16 protein-coding genes and 5 pseudogenes are annotated in these 16442 nt (G+C 55.8%); 10 read left to right on the forward strand and 11 right to left on the reverse strand.

Annotation, left to right across the window (positions count from 1 at the left end):
- Window positions 1-111 precede the first annotated feature (111 nt).
- The 3 genes and pseudogenes from SJQ66_RS26515 to SJQ66_RS26525 form a co-directional block, all read right to left on the reverse strand.
- Window positions 112-696 (reverse strand): annotated as a pseudogene (locus tag SJQ66_RS26515) (IS66 family transposase zinc-finger binding domain-containing protein); the annotation flags it as partial.
- A gap of 62 nt (window positions 697-758) precedes the next feature.
- A complete protein-coding gene (gene tnpB / locus SJQ66_RS26520) occupies window positions 759-1094 on the reverse strand; it encodes an IS66 family insertion sequence element accessory protein TnpB (RefSeq protein WP_320534752.1) in 336 nt (111 codons plus the stop codon).
- Window positions 1091-1474, reverse strand: a complete 384-nt coding sequence (locus SJQ66_RS26525) for a transposase (RefSeq protein ID WP_320534753.1) — start codon at window positions 1472-1474, stop codon at window positions 1091-1093. The genes tnpB (SJQ66_RS26520) and SJQ66_RS26525 overlap by 4 nt, the downstream gene beginning before the upstream one ends.
- A gap of 119 nt (window positions 1475-1593) precedes the next feature.
- Between SJQ66_RS26525 and SJQ66_RS26530 the strand changes: the two genes are divergently transcribed.
- The 4 genes and pseudogenes from SJQ66_RS26530 to SJQ66_RS26545 all read left to right on the forward strand — a co-directional run bounded on the left by SJQ66_RS26530 (window position 1594) and on the right by SJQ66_RS26545 (window position 3373).
- Entirely contained in the window at window positions 1594-1848 is a 255-nt protein-coding gene (locus tag SJQ66_RS26530) for a transposase (RefSeq protein WP_320534754.1), read from the forward strand.
- Between the two features lie 124 nt (window positions 1849-1972).
- Window positions 1973-2317 (forward strand): IS66 family insertion sequence element accessory protein TnpB, encoded by a 345-nt coding sequence (tnpB, locus tag SJQ66_RS26535; RefSeq protein ID WP_320534755.1) that lies wholly within the window; start codon window positions 1973-1975, stop codon window positions 2315-2317.
- Window positions 2318-2466: 149 nt separating this feature from the next.
- Window positions 2467-2825, forward strand: a pseudogene (locus SJQ66_RS26540) (transposase); the annotation flags it as partial.
- A gap of 32 nt (window positions 2826-2857) precedes the next feature.
- Window positions 2858-3373: a DDE-type integrase/transposase/recombinase gene (locus SJQ66_RS26545; RefSeq protein WP_320534756.1), complete on the forward strand. Its 516-nt coding sequence runs from the start codon at window positions 2858-2860 to the stop codon at window positions 3371-3373.
- Window positions 3374-3499: 126 nt separating this feature from the next.
- On the opposite strand, the gene SJQ66_RS26550 is transcribed toward SJQ66_RS26545, so the two are convergent.
- Window positions 3500-4792, reverse strand: a complete 1293-nt coding sequence (locus SJQ66_RS26550; RefSeq protein ID WP_046154612.1) for an IS110 family RNA-guided transposase — start codon at window positions 4790-4792, stop codon at window positions 3500-3502.
- Between the two features lie 81 nt (window positions 4793-4873).
- Between SJQ66_RS26550 and SJQ66_RS26555 the strand changes: the two are divergent.
- Together SJQ66_RS26555 and tnpC are read left to right on the forward strand one after the other, a co-directional pair.
- Window positions 4874-5188 (forward strand): annotated as a pseudogene (locus SJQ66_RS26555) (integrase core domain-containing protein); the annotation flags it as partial.
- 31 nt (window positions 5189-5219) lie between these two features.
- Window positions 5220-6221 carry an IS66 family transposase gene (gene tnpC / locus SJQ66_RS26560; RefSeq protein WP_320534757.1) on the forward strand — a complete coding sequence of 334 codons (1002 nt, stop codon included), beginning with the start codon at window positions 5220-5222 and terminating at the stop codon, window positions 6219-6221.
- Here tnpC and SJQ66_RS26565 read toward each other — a convergent pair.
- Window positions 6201-8279, reverse strand: a complete 2079-nt coding sequence (locus SJQ66_RS26565; protein ID WP_320533729.1) for a recombinase family protein — start codon at window positions 8277-8279, stop codon at window positions 6201-6203. The two genes, tnpC and SJQ66_RS26565, sit on opposite strands and share 21 nt — an antisense overlap.
- A complete protein-coding gene (locus SJQ66_RS26570) occupies window positions 8269-8469 on the reverse strand; it encodes a hypothetical protein (protein WP_320533730.1) in 201 nt (66 codons plus the stop codon). Before SJQ66_RS26570 ends, SJQ66_RS26565 begins: the two co-directional genes overlap by 11 nt.
- 190 nt (window positions 8470-8659) lie before the next feature.
- Here SJQ66_RS26570 and SJQ66_RS26575 point away from each other — a divergent pair, with 190 nt between their 5' ends.
- Together SJQ66_RS26575 and SJQ66_RS26580 are read left to right on the forward strand one after the other, a co-directional pair.
- Complete coding sequence (locus SJQ66_RS26575) at window positions 8660-8854, forward strand: hypothetical protein (protein ID WP_320533723.1); 195 nt, start codon at window positions 8660-8662, stop codon at window positions 8852-8854.
- A pseudogene (locus SJQ66_RS26580) lies at window positions 8776-8991 on the forward strand (transposase domain-containing protein); the annotation flags it as partial. The gene SJQ66_RS26575 and the pseudogene SJQ66_RS26580, both read left to right, overlap by 79 nt.
- 476 nt (window positions 8992-9467) lie before the next feature.
- Here the strand turns inward: SJQ66_RS26580 and SJQ66_RS26585 are convergent.
- The 5 genes and pseudogenes from SJQ66_RS26585 to SJQ66_RS26605 all read right to left on the reverse strand — a co-directional run.
- Window positions 9468-9683: a hypothetical protein gene (locus SJQ66_RS26585; protein ID WP_320534758.1), complete on the reverse strand. Its 216-nt coding sequence runs from the start codon at window positions 9681-9683 to the stop codon at window positions 9468-9470.
- A 102-nt stretch (window positions 9684-9785) separates the two neighbouring features.
- Window positions 9786-10898, reverse strand: coding sequence for a beta family protein (locus SJQ66_RS26590; protein ID WP_320534759.1), 1113 nt, complete (start codon window positions 10896-10898; stop codon window positions 9786-9788).
- Window position 10899: 1 nt separating this feature from the next.
- Complete coding sequence (locus SJQ66_RS26595; protein WP_320534760.1) at window positions 10900-12117, reverse strand: ImmA/IrrE family metallo-endopeptidase; 1218 nt, start codon at window positions 12115-12117, stop codon at window positions 10900-10902.
- Window positions 12118-12650: 533 nt separating this feature from the next.
- Window positions 12651-13037 carry an IS3 family transposase gene (locus SJQ66_RS26600; protein ID WP_320535380.1) on the reverse strand — a complete coding sequence of 129 codons (387 nt, stop codon included), beginning with the start codon at window positions 13035-13037 and terminating at the stop codon, window positions 12651-12653.
- Between the two features lie 21 nt (window positions 13038-13058).
- Window positions 13059-13430: pseudogene (locus SJQ66_RS26605) on the reverse strand (transposase); the annotation flags it as partial.
- Window positions 13431-13733: 303 nt separating this feature from the next.
- Here SJQ66_RS26605 and SJQ66_RS26610 point away from each other — a divergent pair.
- Both SJQ66_RS26610 and SJQ66_RS26615 read left to right on the forward strand, forming a co-directional pair.
- Window positions 13734-14843, forward strand: coding sequence for a TauD/TfdA family dioxygenase (locus SJQ66_RS26610; RefSeq protein WP_320534761.1), 1110 nt, complete (start codon window positions 13734-13736; stop codon window positions 14841-14843).
- Window positions 14844-15009: 166 nt separating this feature from the next.
- Window positions 15010-16380 carry an MFS transporter gene (locus tag SJQ66_RS26615; protein ID WP_320534762.1) on the forward strand — a complete coding sequence of 457 codons (1371 nt, stop codon included), beginning with the start codon at window positions 15010-15012 and terminating at the stop codon, window positions 16378-16380.
- Window positions 16381-16442 lie beyond the last annotated feature (62 nt).

The raw sequence follows: 16442 nt of genomic DNA on the forward strand, positions 1-16442 counted from the left end.
TCTTTACCCCAGCAGCTTGAGGTGGTTTGGAGCCTGCTCCTGCAAACCGACTCCGAGGGGCCCACCCTCATCTTCAATAAAGCACCACAGTTCTCCTTCCTGCTATGGAGGCTGTGTTCGTAACACACGATGATCGCTGTATTTCGCGACCAATACGTGGGCCAACAGCCCCGCCGTAGGAATGCCTTTATCGATGACGTGCGCGTCGACGGGGGCTTGGATCAGCGTCTCGCACTTCGCACACGCCCACTTGCCCCGGATGTGACGCTCGACCGTGAACACGCCCGGCGTGTAGTCCAGCTTCTCACTGATGTCTTCGCCAATGCGTTTGAGTTGGCAGCCGCACTGGCACAGCGTTGACTCGGGTTGGTGGTGTAAAACGACGCGCGCCAATGCTGCTGGGAGCGCCGCGCGGCGCGGCTTGTTCGCCTCGGTCTCGCGCGGCGGCTGCCCGGACATGTGCGCGAGTTCGTGTTCGACGGCAATCAGGTCGGCATCGATTGCCTCGTCCAGCAAGCTACGCTGCTCGGGCGGCAACTTCTCGCTCTTGGCGGCGAACTGCAAACGCCGCAGTACCGCGATCTCGTGGGTGAGCTTCGCGTTGACGGCCTCTTTGTGACGCACATCCGATATCAACTGCACGGCCAGTGCACGCAGTTCTTCTGCGCTCATGGACTGGAGTTGTGTCGGATCGATCATAGGCGCTATTGTGCCAGGGCAAGAGGACCTCGCCTATTGGCGCACGTGCCGATTGTCCTTCAGGTGACACGCACGACCGCGTCTTCTCCCAGGCGTTGCCAAGGTAGGCCGAGTACCAGTGCTGCGAGTTGTTCCGAGGACAGTGGCAATGGTTGCCCGACGCCACGTTGCGGCCAGACGAAGCGGCCCGTGTTCAAACGCCTGGCTGCCAGCCACACGCCAAATCCATCATGCACAAGCACCTTGATCCGATTGGCTCGGCCATTGGCAAACACATAGGCATGGTGCGGGTGTGCGGCGCCGAAGATCTTGACCACACGTGCCAGTGCGGTCTCGGTGCCGGCACGCATGTCCATGGGCTCGATGGCGAGCCAGATGGCGTCGATACGGATCACCGTAAAATCTCCCGCACCCAGGCGGCACTGTCGTTCAGGCGCTCAGCAGGCCAATCAATGGCAATCGTGATGCCGTTGCGCTGCACTTCGATGCGCACCGGCACCGAGGGGCTCTCGGGCGCAGGTGACGTTACTGCCATTGGCAACGGGATGAAGGCCGGCACCGTATCAATGTGCTGCGTTGCCATCTTCGGTGCTCGTGTCTGATCAGCTTCCTTGATCCAACGACGCAGTACATTGGGATTCATGCCGTGCGAGATCGCGAGTGCGGAACACGACATACCGAGTTGCTGGCACTGCCGAACTAAATCGGCGCGAAATTCCGGAGAATAGCTACGCTTGGTTCGGCCTTTACGGGGCTGTTCTGCGATAGGGTACATGTGTCCGCTTCCATGTGATCGTGGACACGTATGCTCTTACGCGCTAATGCCGAATGCCAGATGGGATGACCGGCCGCTTACCGTGCTCATGCTGTCGGATTTTTCGACGGATGCAGACGATGGAAGGTAAGCAAGTGGTACCCGTGACGCCGCGCACTGCGCGACGCAGTTTCACCAAGGAATTCAAGCGCGAGCTTGTGCGCCAAGCGATGCTGCCGGAGGTTTCTCGTGCAGCTCTGGCCTTGGCCAACGGCGTCAACGCCAATCAACTGGCACGCTGGTGTCGCGAGAGCATCAGCGTGCCGATCACGTCACTTTCGTGCCCATCGTCAGCGCCGCATCCACTGCTTCAGAATACGCTCGTGCTCCGCTAGCCACAGTTCCCCCGACTGAGCTCGAGTGGCTGCATGGCCATACCAGGATCGTCATTCGGGGGAACGTCGAGGTCGAGATTCTGCGCACGATCATCTCGCAAACCTTGGCATCCTCACGTGCAGCATGATCGGGCTAACTCCCGGCACGCAAGTGTGGCTTGTCGCAGGCGTAACCGATATGCGGCGTGGCTTCGACGGTTTGGCCGCTGTCGTGCAAACCAAACTTGCCAACAACCCGTACGGCGGCCAGGTGTTCGTCTTCCGAGGTCGGCGCGGCGACCGAATCAAGGTACTCTGGTGGGATGGACAGGGTCTGTGTTTGCTCTGCAAGCGCCTCGAACACGGTTACTTCGTCTGGCCGCAGGCCGATTCCGGTAGCGTGCATTTGAGCGCTGCGCAGTTGTCCATGTTGCTTGAAGGCATCGACTGGCGCCGACCACAGCGCACCGCCACACCCCGTGCAGCGTAGTCGTAGCAGTTGTATACGTGGCCTGAAATGCGTAAACTGTCGCCATGGCCGAATCCCCTAACAGTGCGCTCCCCACCGAGGTCGTTGTGACCTGCTCCCCGCGATTGGTACGCGAATAATGTAGAGTCCGTTCCAAAGGGAGCGGAGAGATGAAGAAGCGATTCACGGAAGAGCAGATCATCGGCATATTGAAGGAAGCCGAGGCGGGTCTGAAGGCAGCTGAGCTGTGCCGTAAGCACGGAATTTCCGAGGCGACCTACTACAATTGGAAGGCGAAGTTCGGCGGGATGACGGTTTCAGAGGCGCAGCGGCTGAAGGAATTGGAATCCGAGAATGTCCGGCTGAAGCGATTGCTGGCTGAGTCGATGCTCGACAACGCCGCCTTGAAGGACCTCGTGCGCCAAAAGTAGCAAGCCCGCAGGCCAAGCGCGAAGCGGTTCAGAAGTTGATGACCGAACGCGCTATGGGCATCACCCGTGCCTGCGGGCTGGTTGGTATCTCCCGGTCTTTTTTCTTTATAAGTCGACTCGCGAGAGCGATGTGGCTTTGAACGAACGCATGACCGCTATCGCGGCCGTGAAGCGCCGCTATGGCTATCGCCGTATTCACGTGCTTCTGCGACGGGAAGGCTGGATTGCGAACCATAAGAAGATATGGCGGCTGTACAGCCTCGCTGGCCTGAGCGTTCGCCGACGCAAGCGCAAACGAATTGCGGCTGTCGAGCGAGTCCAAAAGCCCGTGCCCAGCGGCCCTAACCAGAGCTGGTCGATGGATTTTGTATCGGATGGCCTAGCGTATGGACGGCGCTTGCGAAGCTTGAACGTGGTCGACGATTACACGCGAGAATGTTTGGCGATTGAAGTTGATACGTCGTTGCCGGGCTTGCGGGTACGGCAGGTTATGGAGAGGCTTTGCGAGATGCGTGGCTTGCCGTTATCTATCACTGTGGATAACGTACTAAATGCAATAGGCTCAGACAAAAAAGTTACAGCATCCCCTGGCGGCGAGATTTCGCTCGTCGCACATTTAAAAGAGCGCGTCCTGCAACATTCCTAGCGGTCTTCCGCTCTGTAACGGGCTCGCCCAGCTCACCATAGTAGAAACAAGATTCGAGATGCCCGCACCTCGATCTTCACGTTACTTAAAACAGCATAAGGGCCCAGCGGAAGGTCCAATCATTATCTACGAGGTCACTTGCTGCTGTGCCTCAACGGCCCTGCAGAGAGGGATCGATCCGCTGGGTAAGCTTTGTTCAAAGAACCGCTGATACGGACGGTTCGTTTTAATCATTCCGTGTGCGACTCGCGCCATCTTCGCGCAAACAGCAGTGAGGGCTTTGCGCTTTAAGTCGGCGTTGCCAGGATCGGACTTGATATATCGATCGTATTTATCTTTAAATGAATTCTCACGTAGGCGAACTGCGACAGTGCCTGCCATCCAAAATGCCAAGCGCAGTCTCGCGTTTCCACGTTTGGACAACTGCTCACGACCTCGTGCCGTTCCAGACTGATGCTTGGCCAGATCAAGGCCACAATATTTCAGGAATTGCCGATAATGGCGGAATCGGCGCAAATCACCCGCTTCCGCGAGAATGGTAAGTGCGATGATCGGACCAATACCTGGCAACGTTCGCAAACGTTCGTAGTCGGCATTGTTCAATAATGCCGCTTCGGCACGCTCCTCCAAACTCGTACGCGCTTCGTTGAAGTGCTGAAGTTGCCGAAGTGACAGTCGAAATGTTTCTACGGCTAGGCTGTCTGGGTGATGCGGCAGCGCAGCTGACTGTTGTGACATGTCCCAGATTTCACCTAGTTTTTGGGTCTTCTCGACCTTGCGACCGACAAGGTCCCACGCCGCTTTTACAAACTCTTCTCGCGTCAGCCGTTGCACATGAGCCGGCGTCGGAAATTCCAGCATGAATCGTATCCACCACTCACTGCGGCTGCTGCTCCAGTACTTGTACATCTCCGGAAAGTACAGAGGGACGTGGTGATTGATGATTGAATGCTGAACGCGTGTTCGCAACCTCGATATCTGGAAGTAAGTCTTGGACAGCTCTTGCAGATCATGGTTGCCAGCGATCATCGGGTCAACGTATTGCTGCACGATGCCGTGTTTCAGCATATCCAGAATCACTGAGGCGTCTTTGGGATCATTTTTATCCCATGAGTTGAATTTGGCCTCGCGGTAGCGAGCCTGTGCGACCGAAGACACACTGACAAGATCGACACCGGCCATCAAAAGTCGATGAGCTATTGGGCGGTGGTAATCGCCGGTCGGCTCCAGTGCACCTTTACACCGACCTCCAAGGCTTTGAATGAATTGGATAAGCCGGTCAAAATCCTGAGCGGAGTTTGCCATCTTGAAGCGATGCTTCATACCGGTCGCGGTTTCGATCAACACAGCGTTCCATTGCTTTGCAACATCGATTGCAAGGAAATGCACGTCAGTCGTAGTATTGGAAGTGTCAGCCATCACGGTGTCCTCCTGTGGTCCTCGAGAAACCTAAGGATGCCAGTCACTGGGATTGGCTGACCACCATTCTGCATTTACTACGGGCCCGAATTCGCAGGCAAAGTGCTTGATGCCTGGGCTTATGAGGCTGGGGTTACGCTGTCGTTCATTCGACCAGGAAAGCCCGTCGAGAACGCGTATATCGAGAGCTTCAACGGCAAGTTTCGAGACGAATGTCTGAATGAGCATTGGTTCACGTCGATGCGTCATGCCAGGGAAATCATCGAAGCCTGGCGCATCGAGTACAACACCGAGCGGCCACATAGTTCGCTTGGTTATCTAACGCCTGAACAGTTCGCCACCGCGTACTGTCAGAAAGGGTTTTTAACGACGGACTCTACAGCCGTTGGAGACTAATGCCGGGGGCAGGTCACTTGCGCTTCAGCGCATGGTCGCGGATCTCGCCGGCCAGGTGCGCAAACTCCAATCGAATCTGAGCGCACGCGAGTTGCTCATCGAGCATTTACAGATTCAGATCGCGGCGCTTCGCCGCCAGATGTACGGCCGCAAGTCCGAGAAGCTGGAGACCGAGATCGGTCAGCTCGAGCTCAAGCTCGAGGAATTGCTGCTCGACAACGGGGAAGATCCGGCGCCCGCCACGCCTGTCGAACAAGAACGTAAAAACCGCACTCGCAAGCCGCTGCCGGAGGATCTGCCGCGCGACACGCTCGAGCATCTGCCCTCAGGCGATGACTGCCCGGACTGCGGCGGTGCGCTCAAGCCAATCGGTGAGGATGTCGCCGAGCAGCTCGAGTACGTGCACGCTGACGACACGCCTGTGCCGATGCTGGCACCGGGTAAAGGCAAGACCGTCACCGGTCGGTTGTGGGCGTATGTGCGTGACGAACGCCCAGCGGGCTCGGCGAATGCCCCCGCATTATGGATGGCGTTCACGCCCGATCGTCGCGGCGAACATCCGCAACGACATCTCGGCGAGTTCAACGGCATCATCCACGCCGACGGATTTGCAGGATATGACGCGCTGTATGGCGACTCGCGAACGCAGGCGGCCTGCTGGGCGCATGCCAGACGCAAATTCTACGAACTCACGAAGTCGCATCCGTCACCGGCGGCAGGCGAAGCGGTGCGCCGCATCGCGGCACTGTATGCAATTGAAGAGCAGATCAGGGGGGAGCCCCCGGACAAGCGTTTGCTAGTACGAACCGAACACAGCAAACCATTGCTCGACAGTATGCGAACCTGGCTAGACACGCTGATCCCAACGCTATCGACCAAATCGGCGCTCGCCGGTGCGATCCAGTACGCGCTCAATCGATGGGATGCGCTGAATACATTCGTCCAGGATGGCCGTGCGGAAATTGACAATAACGCTGTCGAACGCGCGTTGCGCGCCGTGGCAACGGGGCGTTCATTGTGCACCTCCTTCTGAAACCTGGATAAACATTGGGATCTGGCCTTCGACATCGTTGCGACACGGGCGATACTTGCGCGCCAGTGCTGCGGTAACCGCTTCGCTGTGCAGATCGATCGTCCGAATCTGCCATGGGGCATCAGGCACGACCTGCTCGGCAGGCAGAATCCGATCGTTGATCAAACGCCGGATCATGTAGTGAGTGACACCAAGCTCCTTCGCTGCCTCAGACATCGTCAGCCAGTCGCCATCCTTATCTGCCGACTTGTAGGCGTGGATATCGCGGACATGCCGTACAGAGCTGACACGATGTGCGGTCCAGGTCTTGCCCTGTCCTGTGCGTATTCCCATGCGGTTCAGTGATGCAGCAATGTCCTCGTCGGACCATCGGGTTACCATGCTGCGAATAACCGCGAGCGCTTCGTCTGACGTACTGCAGCCATGCTCGCCAGTTCGCGGCCTGCGAATCCGTAGCCGGGAATGTTGACCGCCTTGCCAGTGGATCGTCAGAATGATTTCGCGTGTAGCCTCGTCGACGTCGGCAACGATATCGACGATGAGCGCGCGAACAAGCTGTTGACGTGTGCGCATGGCGACGCTCGGTGCATTCCACGCAGCATGAAGATCTTCGGCGAGCTTCGTAAAGTCAGGCAGGGGAGCCTGCGCCTTTGGTGCAGTCACCGTCTCCACGCGCGTCTGGCAGGCCTGTACACGACGTAATGCCGCTTCCCAGTTCTTCTCCAGCTGCGCGGCAATCAGGCGGTTCTCGGGATCACAGGCGGCGTAGCGCCGCTCAGCCAGCGTGGCCTCGTACTGGGCCTGCTGCAGTTCGAGTTCCACGATCTGTTGCTGCTCGTTCAGGGTATCCATGTGCATTTGCTCAGCCTGTTGTGCCGCTTCGATCGCCAATGGCTCCACGACGCGCAGAAGCTCCTTGCTGACAGTCGCATCGATACGGGAACCACCGAACCTCATACATCGCGCTGACGTGTCGAAGCGGTCACACCGGTACACGGCCTGCGGGATACGTCCAGCGTAGGCCACCGACAGGCGACGTCCACAGCGTGCGCAGGCAAGCAGGCCAGCGAGCAGCGCGCGGCCACCACGACCGGATTTTACGTCGCCCGCCTTGCCGTAAGCATTTGTCGCGAGCTTCTTCTGGTTGCGTTCAAACTCCGCCCAGTCGATGTAGCCTTCGTGGTGTTCCCGGAGCATGACGTCCCAGTTCTCAAACGGCTTGCGGTGCTTGTAGCTCTTGCGTGCCCGGCCTTCGACGATCGTCATCTGCTTGCCGCTCTTGCCATACGCGTAGACACCAGCATAGAACGGATTCTTGAGCACCGAAATCACGTTACGGTAGCGTATTGGAGTCCAGTCGACCCGCGTCAGCGTCCGGCCGTCAGAGGGGCGCGGGAAGTGGACCTGTTCAGCGTTCATCGACAGCAGAACCTGCCGCGCGCTGCCCAGTTGCCGGAAACGAGTAAAAATCAGGCGTATGACTTCCTGCAACCGTGCGTCTGGATCGAAACCCAGACCAACATCACGATGCCAGATATAGCCGACCGGCACGCTGATACGTAATTCACCACGGTGTGCCTTCTCTCGTTTGGCGTCGTGCATGCGCGTTCGAAGCACGTTGAGTTCGAATTCGCTGATGCTGCCCTTCATGCCAAGTAATAGCCGGTCATTTGCCCGGCAAGGATCGTACACACCGTCAAGGTCGATTACCCGCGCTTGAACGAGACCACAGAGCTCGAGCAGATGATGCCAGTCGCGTCCATTGCGGGCAAGGCGTGAGGCGTCCAGGCAAAGCACTGCGCCGACATCGCCTGCACACAATAACGCGACCAGACGATCAAAGCCCGGTCTCGCAACTGTGCCGCTCGCCGAGCGTCCCTGGTCGTCGTCGATGACTTCGACGTCGCGAAATCCATGTCGCTTTGCTTCCTGCACGAGGTCATACTGCCGGCGCCGGCTCTCGAGGTTCAGTTGGACCTGCGTTCGGCTGGACTGTCGGACATAAACTACCGCCTTGCGTTTAAGAAGATCTGCGGGCAAACGATCATCATTCGTCATCGTTACGCCCCTTCGCAGTCGGGATGCCCGCCGCCTGCATCAACAGGCATGCGAGATGCCTGAGCGTGTTTGCCCGTTGCACCGCGTTCATCCCCTGAAGCTCGACCGCGTCGAACATCAGGTTCATCTGGGGCGGCATCGACCGCGATAACTGTTGACCTGCTGGAACGACGTTTGGCAGATTGCCCATTGCGTTTCTCCCGGACGTTGGTGGAACCGTCCGGAGAGTTTCCCCGCAAATGCAGATCGACCAGCAATTGATGCAGATTATGCAGTGTCGCTACGGTAACTCTCGGTTCGCCGAGAACCATCGCTGAACAAATCGCGGCATCGAGCATCCATCCCGCGATCATCCTGATTACACCGGGGTCCGCCTCCACATGGACGACCTGACCTCCGCCGCGACGCTCGATGTCTTTAACCTTGACGCGACGCCCATACAGCGGATGCCAACGATAATGAATCTCGACTTCCTGCCCGATATGGGCAGAATGAACGGGAAATTGCGCTGGGCAGGAAGAATTGGCTGTTCGCGGGTTCATTGCGGGCAGGCAAACGCGCGGCGGCAATCATGAGTCTCGTTCAGTCGGCCAAGCTCAATGGCCATGATCCGTACGCCTATCTCAAAGACGTACTAAATCGATTGCCAACCCATCCGGCACGGCAGATCGATGGCCTGTTGCCGCACAACTGGCAGCCCACGGCAACCTAACCCGTCATCCACCATCGTCAAGATGGGATCACCAGCCGCTTACTGAGCACGTTCATGTCGCGACGAAAGATGCCTTGGGTCGACGCTTACGAGCATTGGACACAGCAAGTCGATCTCGGTTGAAGCGGGACGCGTGAGTCGCCCCGAGACGAGCTAAGAGAACCAGGCTCGTCTCACTCTCAGGCAAGCTGAGCAACGGTTTTCGCGAGACGAGTCAGGCGAGACGAGTGAACGCATGCATGTGCTTGCACTATGGCAGCGTAGTCTCTTTTTCTATTGACTGAATATATGATCTGACTTGCCTCACTTGTCTCACCTGCAGGCGAAACCAAGCCTGACAACAGTTTGAAGTGCGACGTGGTGGGACAGACGACTCGCCTAAGGCCGCCTCAATCGCCTTACATAATGCCAAGAAATACCTCGGCTAGAGGCGACGCAACAATTGCGTATGCCTCGAAGCGAACGGATCATAAGCACTACATCTTTTTCTTAATGAGCTGATCGAGTGTATCGACGCCTTCCTTCTTCATCACCGTTCCGAGCTCAGCGTCCGATCGATAGCCCTTCGCAAAATCGGGGCCGTAGGTCTTACGCAAAGTCTCGACCTTCGTATCACTGCGCTTTTTACGAATCTCACCGTCGTGATCGCGCATTCGATCATCCAAGCCTTTTGGAAATGTCTTGTGTGCCATGGTCGATATCCTCTCAGGAACTACCTCGCGCATCCTAATTCCCACACCCGCTTCCGGGAGGACGCGACCCGGAAACCGTACGCAAAGCCTGCTGCGCAGATCTTAGCGCCCCCCAGGAACTGTGCGCCCCGTAACTCGGCGTTGGTGTTCGAAAATCTCGGCAAGGACCGCGTGGATATGGTGATTCGTATCGATCCCGATCCACTCTGTAGGACCGCCCATGTACTTCGAATTCGGATCGCTGCAAGTAACGATCGTGCTATCACCCCAGCTAAAGCGCTCGCCCATGAAGTGCGGAGAATTGACGAGGAGCGCGGAAAGCGCTTTTTGCTGCAATCCCAGTCGGGTCAGTTGCTTGGACTGGCCGCGCAGAATAAAAAACTGATTGTCGATCGTGTATCGAATTTTGCCGTTGTTGTGCTTCGATATAATTCCATCCATGGCGTTAGGATTGCGAATACCATAGTCACCGAACACGATACTGTCGCTACGCCGGTCAGCAAAAATCGCCTTCCAAAGCAGCATTTCAACCCGGTGCACCATGCCTGCCTCGTTGGGCTTCCGCACAGCTTCATTCACGAACTCGGGCATCGAGCCGCCTGCGATAACAATACTTCCAAATCCGTTATCCCGAAGCTGTTCGATCGCAACGTCGGCCCGATCGAGCAGATCAGGAACGGACCGGTGCCCCACGTCTCCGAAGTCGATTATTGCGACAGAGCTTTCCGGAACGATACCAAGGCCGTCAACAATTTCTTCCAGGCGTTCCTGGAAGAAATCTGGATCGAGCATGTCTTCAAGTGCTTCAGTGTTCAGCCTCAAGCAAAATTTTGGACCAAAGGTAGTTCCAATAGATCGCAGCGCTTGGCTGTAGACTGTGTCATCCCATCGGTCGTAGGCGACAACAGTATATGGAAGAACGCCTTGATCAGCGATCGCAGAAACTGCGTATTCAAGAACATGCACTCGGCCGCCGGTACGCGCATTCGGCTTCCACTTGGACATATCTACCAACGCAGGCCGCCCCAACCATGCCTTACCCATGGCAAAAGCCGTTTTTGTGATCGCCTCCTCAAACGTATTAGTGGACTTCTCTCCAGGCATCGGAATATCAAGAACCGGCAAGATTTTTGACGCGATCACAGTGGGGAGATTCCGTAAGGCGGAAAACTCGCCCTTCTTTGCCTTAAGTATCGGTACATAAAAAGGACTCATCTTACGCCTCGGTGTCCACGTTCAAGTTGAAATGCCGCCGAACTTCGTTGTTGCCTACCAATTCGCTAAAGATCCGGTAGTTTTCCGACTCTCTACGAATTCGCCCAGCTATGATCGCGGGGTGAATTCGCAACTCTCTAGATAACTCGTCAATCGACGCACGTGTGGGGTTAAGACAGGCGTCGCTGCGCTTCCACGCTACCCTCGGAATCAGCGCCTCACGAGCGATTCGATTCGCCTCCAACTCACGCTTATCCTCGGACGAAGTATCGAGATTATCCAAAAACGTCTCATCAATTCCCACGTGCTTCCAAAGGTGCGCGACCTCGTGAAGAAGCGTAAACCAAAAACTGTCTATCCGATCAAATCTGATGGTCATGCCAATAATCGGCATACCATCATCGTCTTTCAAAGCCGCACCGTCGAGTAACGTGCCCTTCAAATGAGGCTCAATGACTACGGCGATCCCATGCCTTTCAAGAAATTCGACAGCGAGCGCAGGGCCATGCTCCGACCAGCTTAGTTGAGCAAGCTCTCGCAAAAAAGCATTCGAGAAAACCTTCGGATCGAAGTGACCAAGCTTAGGCTTGCGCTCACGTCCTCGCTGAATCACTCGCGCCAGCCACGCATACAACGCGTACTTTGTTGCTGGCGAGTATGCGTCGCCATTTACAGAGCGCCGAAATGCAGCGGTGCCGAACTGAAGTCCAGTACTTGAAATGAAACCCTTTACCAACTGCTCGGTACTCTCTGCTGCAAGCTCAGACATTTTTCTCAGCCAACCTCTGGCAACCATTTCCTTCACGGGAAATCGCGTCCAGTCGACTTCGTCCTTCTGGCCACCATCCTTTGATTGAGCAGTGACGCCTACCAAGGTCTCGGCGGAAATGCCAAGTCCCAGCGAAACGGCGCGAATCATTTGCACGGTCAAAGGGCGCTTCCGGCTCAACACCTCTGACACTCGGCTTCGTGTGCCAAAGAACGGAACCAAATCGGCCTGCTTCAGACCCTGTTCGTGCATCCTAAATGTAATCGCATCTATCGGGTCCGGGGCCTCCACTGGGTACTGCTGATTCTCGTATGCCTCGACCAACACCGACAACAACTCCAACTTATCAGTGTCTTGACTTCCGGGTGCAGGCGCTTTTGCTATCAGCCCGTGTAGTTCGGCCAGATAGTGCCGGTGCTGCTCTTCCGAGCGAATTACCTTGAGTTCCATCAATGGGTATGAATCCAGTTTTCTAAATCAGCGACGAGTACGATTCCAGACGGAAAGCCCACCGCAATCTTGATCCCGAACGGTTGCGACGCGACAGGAAAAAGAAACGTGCTGTCTGCGCGAACTACCGCGTTAGGGAATTGGTGCCGAACGTCTGCCGGAACCTTCCAAGAGGCATGCAATATTTCCGAAGTCCAGCCGATCACCCACTTATCCGTGTGATCGTCCAAACCGTACAGCGCTTGAAGCCGGTTTCTTCCAAGTAGCCGCATAAGCCATATGTTCTCAATATGGGAACATGTTATGGCAGAAATTCAAGGAAGTCAATGTTCCACTTTCGGGAACACAAGGTCAGACTACTGTATAAAAACACAGCAATCAAGTTTTTTTTGGAAGAAATTCGTTGGTGGCGGACGTGATAAGCTCGGCGTCACGGAAAAACCGTGACACCTGTCAGCCCTCCGACCTGACAGGCCCTTGTAGACAGCGGTTTAGAGCGATTTGGCGGGTACGTCCCTGATTCGCCACCAAAATTAAAAAAGCCCGCAAAGCCTCTCCATTACCTGCCGTACCCGCAAGCCCGGCAACGACGTATCAACTTCGATCGCCAAACATTCTCGCGTGTAATCGCCGACCAAGTTCAAGCTTCGCAAGCGCCGTCCATACGCTAGGCCATCCGATACAAAATCCATCGACCAGCTCTGGTTAGGGCCGCTGGGCACGGGCTTTTGGACTCGCTCGACAGCCGCAATTCGTTTGCGCTTGCGTCGGCGAACGCTCAGGCCAGCGAGGCTGTACAGCCGACATACTTTCTTATGGTTCGCAACCCAGCCTTCGCGTCGCAGAAGCGCGTGAATACGGCCATAGCCGTAGCGGCGCTTCACGGCAGCGATAGCGGTCATGCGTTCGTTCAAAGCCATATCGCTCTTGCGAGTCGACTTATAAAGAAACAAGGACCGGGAGATGCCAACCAGCCCGCAGGCACGGGTGATGCCCATAGCGCGTTCGCTCATCAACTTCTGAACCGCTTCGCGCTTGGCCTGCGGGCTTGCTACTTTTGGCGCACGAGGTCCTTCAAGGCGGCGTTGTCGAGCATCGACTCAGCCAGCAATCGCTTCAGCCGGGCATTCTCGGATTCCAATTCCTTCAGCCGCTGCGCCTCTGAGACCGTCATCCCCCCCGAACTTCGCCTTCCAATTGTAGTAGGTCGCCTCGGAAATCCCGTGCTTACGGCACATCTCAGCCGCCTTCAGACCCGCCTCGGCTTCCTTCAATATGCCGATGATCTGCTCTTCCGTGAATCGCTTCTTCATCTCTCCGCTCCCTTTGGAGCGGACTCTACATCATTCGCGTACTAATCGCGGGGAGCAGGTCATCAAAGCCAGAAAACCACTTGTCCGCCATACCGGGGAAGTCCAGCTGAGGCGCCCCCTAAAATCGAGAACATTCCTTTACCACAAAGTTTTCGTATGCCACTAAATATCTTATTCAATTTAATCTGGTTATTTTCATAGGAATTACATATAAATAAAATTAATGGCCCGAACAAATATAAATTAGATTCAAGGATACGTTTCTGTTTTATTATTTTTTTGACATCTGAAAATTATTGGCAAGTGGAAGTCTCTCAATCCAATCAGAGGGGAATCACAATGGTAGTAGGTGCAGACAAGCATATTGTTCTGACAGAATCAGAGTCATCCGAAATTCGTCGAGCTTTCAGCATGCTCGACTATGATCCAACAGGGTCGCCCGCGTACCTGAGCGCGGTCAGAAAATGCGCCTATATGAACTTCCCGGACAGGGTGCTGTCCGCGATCGAAGAAATCCAGCGGCCCACCGCGGAGGCATTAGGCTCCTTGCAGATCGACAATCTGCCAATAGATTATGGCGTTCACGGTAGTCCTCGTTTTACAGAAACAGGCCATCTATTCAAAGATGGCGTGCTCAGCGAAAATGTACTCGTCGGCTTTGGCAGTGTGTTGGGAGAGCCCTACTCGATCGCGCATGAGGGCCGTGAGCTTGTTAACAACCTAACCCCTCACAAAGAGACCGCAAAGGAATTTACGGGACTCGGCTCCGAGGTCGAGCTGGACTTCCACATCGAGAACGCGGCACAAGCGCATATGCCCGAAGGCGACATCTCACCTTTTGCGCTGCTCTTGCTTGGTGTCAGAGATGAAGTCGGCGGCGGACCATACACACGCGTGGCCGATTGTCGGCGCGCGCTTGCAATGCTCTCCGACGAGGATATCGACTACCTTTACGGTAAGCATTACATCATCCGTGTGCCATACAGATGGCGTGGTGCCACGGAAACGCAACGTGATAATACGGACCTCAGTCCGATTTTATCTGGCCCTCACTCTGCGCCGCGTGTGACAGTAGCGTTCTACCCAGACATGGTACTGCCAGCCAATGCACGGGCGAAGGCTGCCTTGGACAACTTATACAAAGCAATACGCGAAGTCTCTTTCGGCGCACGAGTCAGTCCGGGCCGACTGTTGGCGATCAACAATCACTTCGCACTTCATTCCCGAGACCGTTTTGAAGCGCAATTTGACGAGAATGGACGAGCGCAGCGATGGGTGCAACGTGTATTTGTAGCGCGAAATCTATGGAATTTCCGTGCTTTTACGGCAATACAAGCCCGTGTTTTCGATCCGAAGGCAAATCCGATCGCCCGCGTTCGCCAGCCGCGTGTTCTCGACTTGACCACACAGTAATACGTGCTGACCAGCATCGCGGTAGGTGGCAACGCGCCCTATTGTCGACATGGGATAGGGACGATAGCGATCGACCGACTGATTTTCACTTCTGACACTGCTGCTTGCCGCGAACTGAAGCCCTATTGGGCTTCGTAACAACCACGAATTCGATTTTAGGTTTTCAGTGAACACTGCCAGTAACTCGCCTCTCTCGAAACCGGTCTCCAGCATAGGATGGACCCTCGCAGCAACTAGCTTCGGCTTCGTCGTCGTGCAACTCGATGTGACAATCGTGAACGTCGCGATGCCGCAAATCGGTAGCAGTCTTGGATCCAGCGTTGCGGGCCTCCAATGGATCGTCGACGCCTATACGTTGGCGTTTGCGGCGTTGCTGCTAACGGCGGGCTCACTGGCTGATCGTTACGGTAGCAAGCGCGTTTTCAGTATGGGTCTGATACTGTTCGGACTGGCGTCGCTCGCTTGTGCGGTTGCTCCGTCCATTGGATTGCTGATTAGTGCACGCGCAATTCAAGGTGTTGGCGCGGCGTTGATTCTTCCGACGTCCCTGTCCTTACTGTCGCACGCGTGTGCCGGTGACCATGCTAAGCGTGCGCACGCGATCGGTTGGTGGAGTGCGATTGGAGGGGCTGTAAGTGCCTTGGGCCCGGTTGCTGGTGGTGTACTCACCAGCGGGTTCGGGTGGCGTTCAATTTTCTTCGTAAATCTGCCTATCTGCCTATTCGGGTGGTGGGCGTGCCAACGGTATGTTGTCGAAACCAATCGTCTAGCGGAGAAGCGACTGGATGTTGCTGGGCAGGTACTGGCGGTTTGCGCGCTATTCTTCATCACTCACTCGGTTATAGATGCCGGTTCGAACGGTTGGGCAAATCCGGCAGTGCTATGGGGCTTCGCATTCGCCCTGAGTTCGGTCGCAGCGTTCCTGTTCAATGAAGCAAGGGTGGGGAATCCCATGATTCCCTTATCCTTGTTCAAAAATCGTACCTTATCGATCTCGGTGATATTGGGATTGGTCTCGAATCTGTCTTTCTACGCGTTGATTTTTGTATTGAGCATTTATTTTCAGCACGTAAAAGGCTATACCCCAACCCAAACCGGCTTCGCTTTGTCGCCGTTCACGGTGATCATGCTAGCGAACGTGGCGAGCGGGAAATTGGCGAAGCGGTATTCTCCGCGTGTTCCGGCAGTGGCAGGTAGTCTCCTATGCGCCCTCAGCTTCGCACTTTTACATGGCATAAGCGAACAGACAACCTACATCCAGATTTTGCCAAGTTTGCTACTACTCGCTATCGGATCGGGCGTAAGCACACCAGCGCTAACATCCACGATCATCGGTAGTGTGGACAAATCCCGCTCTGCTACTGCATCCGCGATCTTCAATGCTGCGCGACAAGTGGGTAGCGCGATCGGCGTTGCGCTATTTGGTGCGCAGATGGTCGGGTCTGCAGCGCAGATGGCAGCAGGTGCCGCATCATCGTTCGACGTATCCACCGTGCTCCGCGTTGCTAGCGCTTTTCTCGCCGCACTGTATCTCTAACTGTTCCAAATCTCACCAGCAGTCAGTGACTTGATGGCAAACGTTTAGGCCATCTTGGCGGA

The sequence above is a fragment of the Robbsia andropogonis genome (assembly GCF_034047095.1).
GTDB classification, from domain to species: domain Bacteria; phylum Pseudomonadota; class Gammaproteobacteria; order Burkholderiales; family Burkholderiaceae; genus Robbsia; species Robbsia andropogonis.

Excerpts from the sequence above, each read along its gene's own strand:
- SJQ66_RS26525 (WP_320534753.1), bottom strand. The coding sequence starts at position 1,474 with ATGTACCCTATCGCAGAACAGCCCCGTAAAGGCCGAACCAAGCGTAGC.
- SJQ66_RS26530 (WP_320534754.1), top strand. The coding sequence starts at position 1,594 with ATGGAAGGTAAGCAAGTGGTACCCGTGACGCCGCGCACTGCGCGACGC.
- tnpB (WP_320534755.1), top strand. The coding sequence starts at position 1,973 with ATGATCGGGCTAACTCCCGGCACGCAAGTGTGGCTTGTCGCAGGCGTA.
- SJQ66_RS26550 (WP_046154612.1), bottom strand. The coding sequence starts at position 4,792 with ATGGCTGACACTTCCAATACTACGACTGACGTGCATTTCCTTGCAATC.
- tnpC (WP_320534757.1), top strand. The coding sequence starts at position 5,220 with ATGGTCGCGGATCTCGCCGGCCAGGTGCGCAAACTCCAATCGAATCTG.
- SJQ66_RS26565 (WP_320533729.1), bottom strand. The coding sequence starts at position 8,279 with ATGACGAATGATGATCGTTTGCCCGCAGATCTTCTTAAACGCAAGGCG.
- SJQ66_RS26570 (WP_320533730.1), bottom strand. The coding sequence starts at position 8,469 with ATGGGCAATCTGCCAAACGTCGTTCCAGCAGGTCAACAGTTATCGCGG.
- SJQ66_RS26575 (WP_320533723.1), top strand. The coding sequence starts at position 8,660 with ATGGACGACCTGACCTCCGCCGCGACGCTCGATGTCTTTAACCTTGAC.
- SJQ66_RS26585 (WP_320534758.1), bottom strand. The coding sequence starts at position 9,683 with ATGGCACACAAGACATTTCCAAAAGGCTTGGATGATCGAATGCGCGAT.
- SJQ66_RS26590 (WP_320534759.1), bottom strand. The coding sequence starts at position 10,898 with ATGAGTCCTTTTTATGTACCGATACTTAAGGCAAAGAAGGGCGAGTTT.
- SJQ66_RS26595 (WP_320534760.1), bottom strand. The coding sequence starts at position 12,117 with ATGGAACTCAAGGTAATTCGCTCGGAAGAGCAGCACCGGCACTATCTG.
- SJQ66_RS26600 (WP_320535380.1), bottom strand. The coding sequence starts at position 13,037 with ATGGCTTTGAACGAACGCATGACCGCTATCGCTGCCGTGAAGCGCCGC.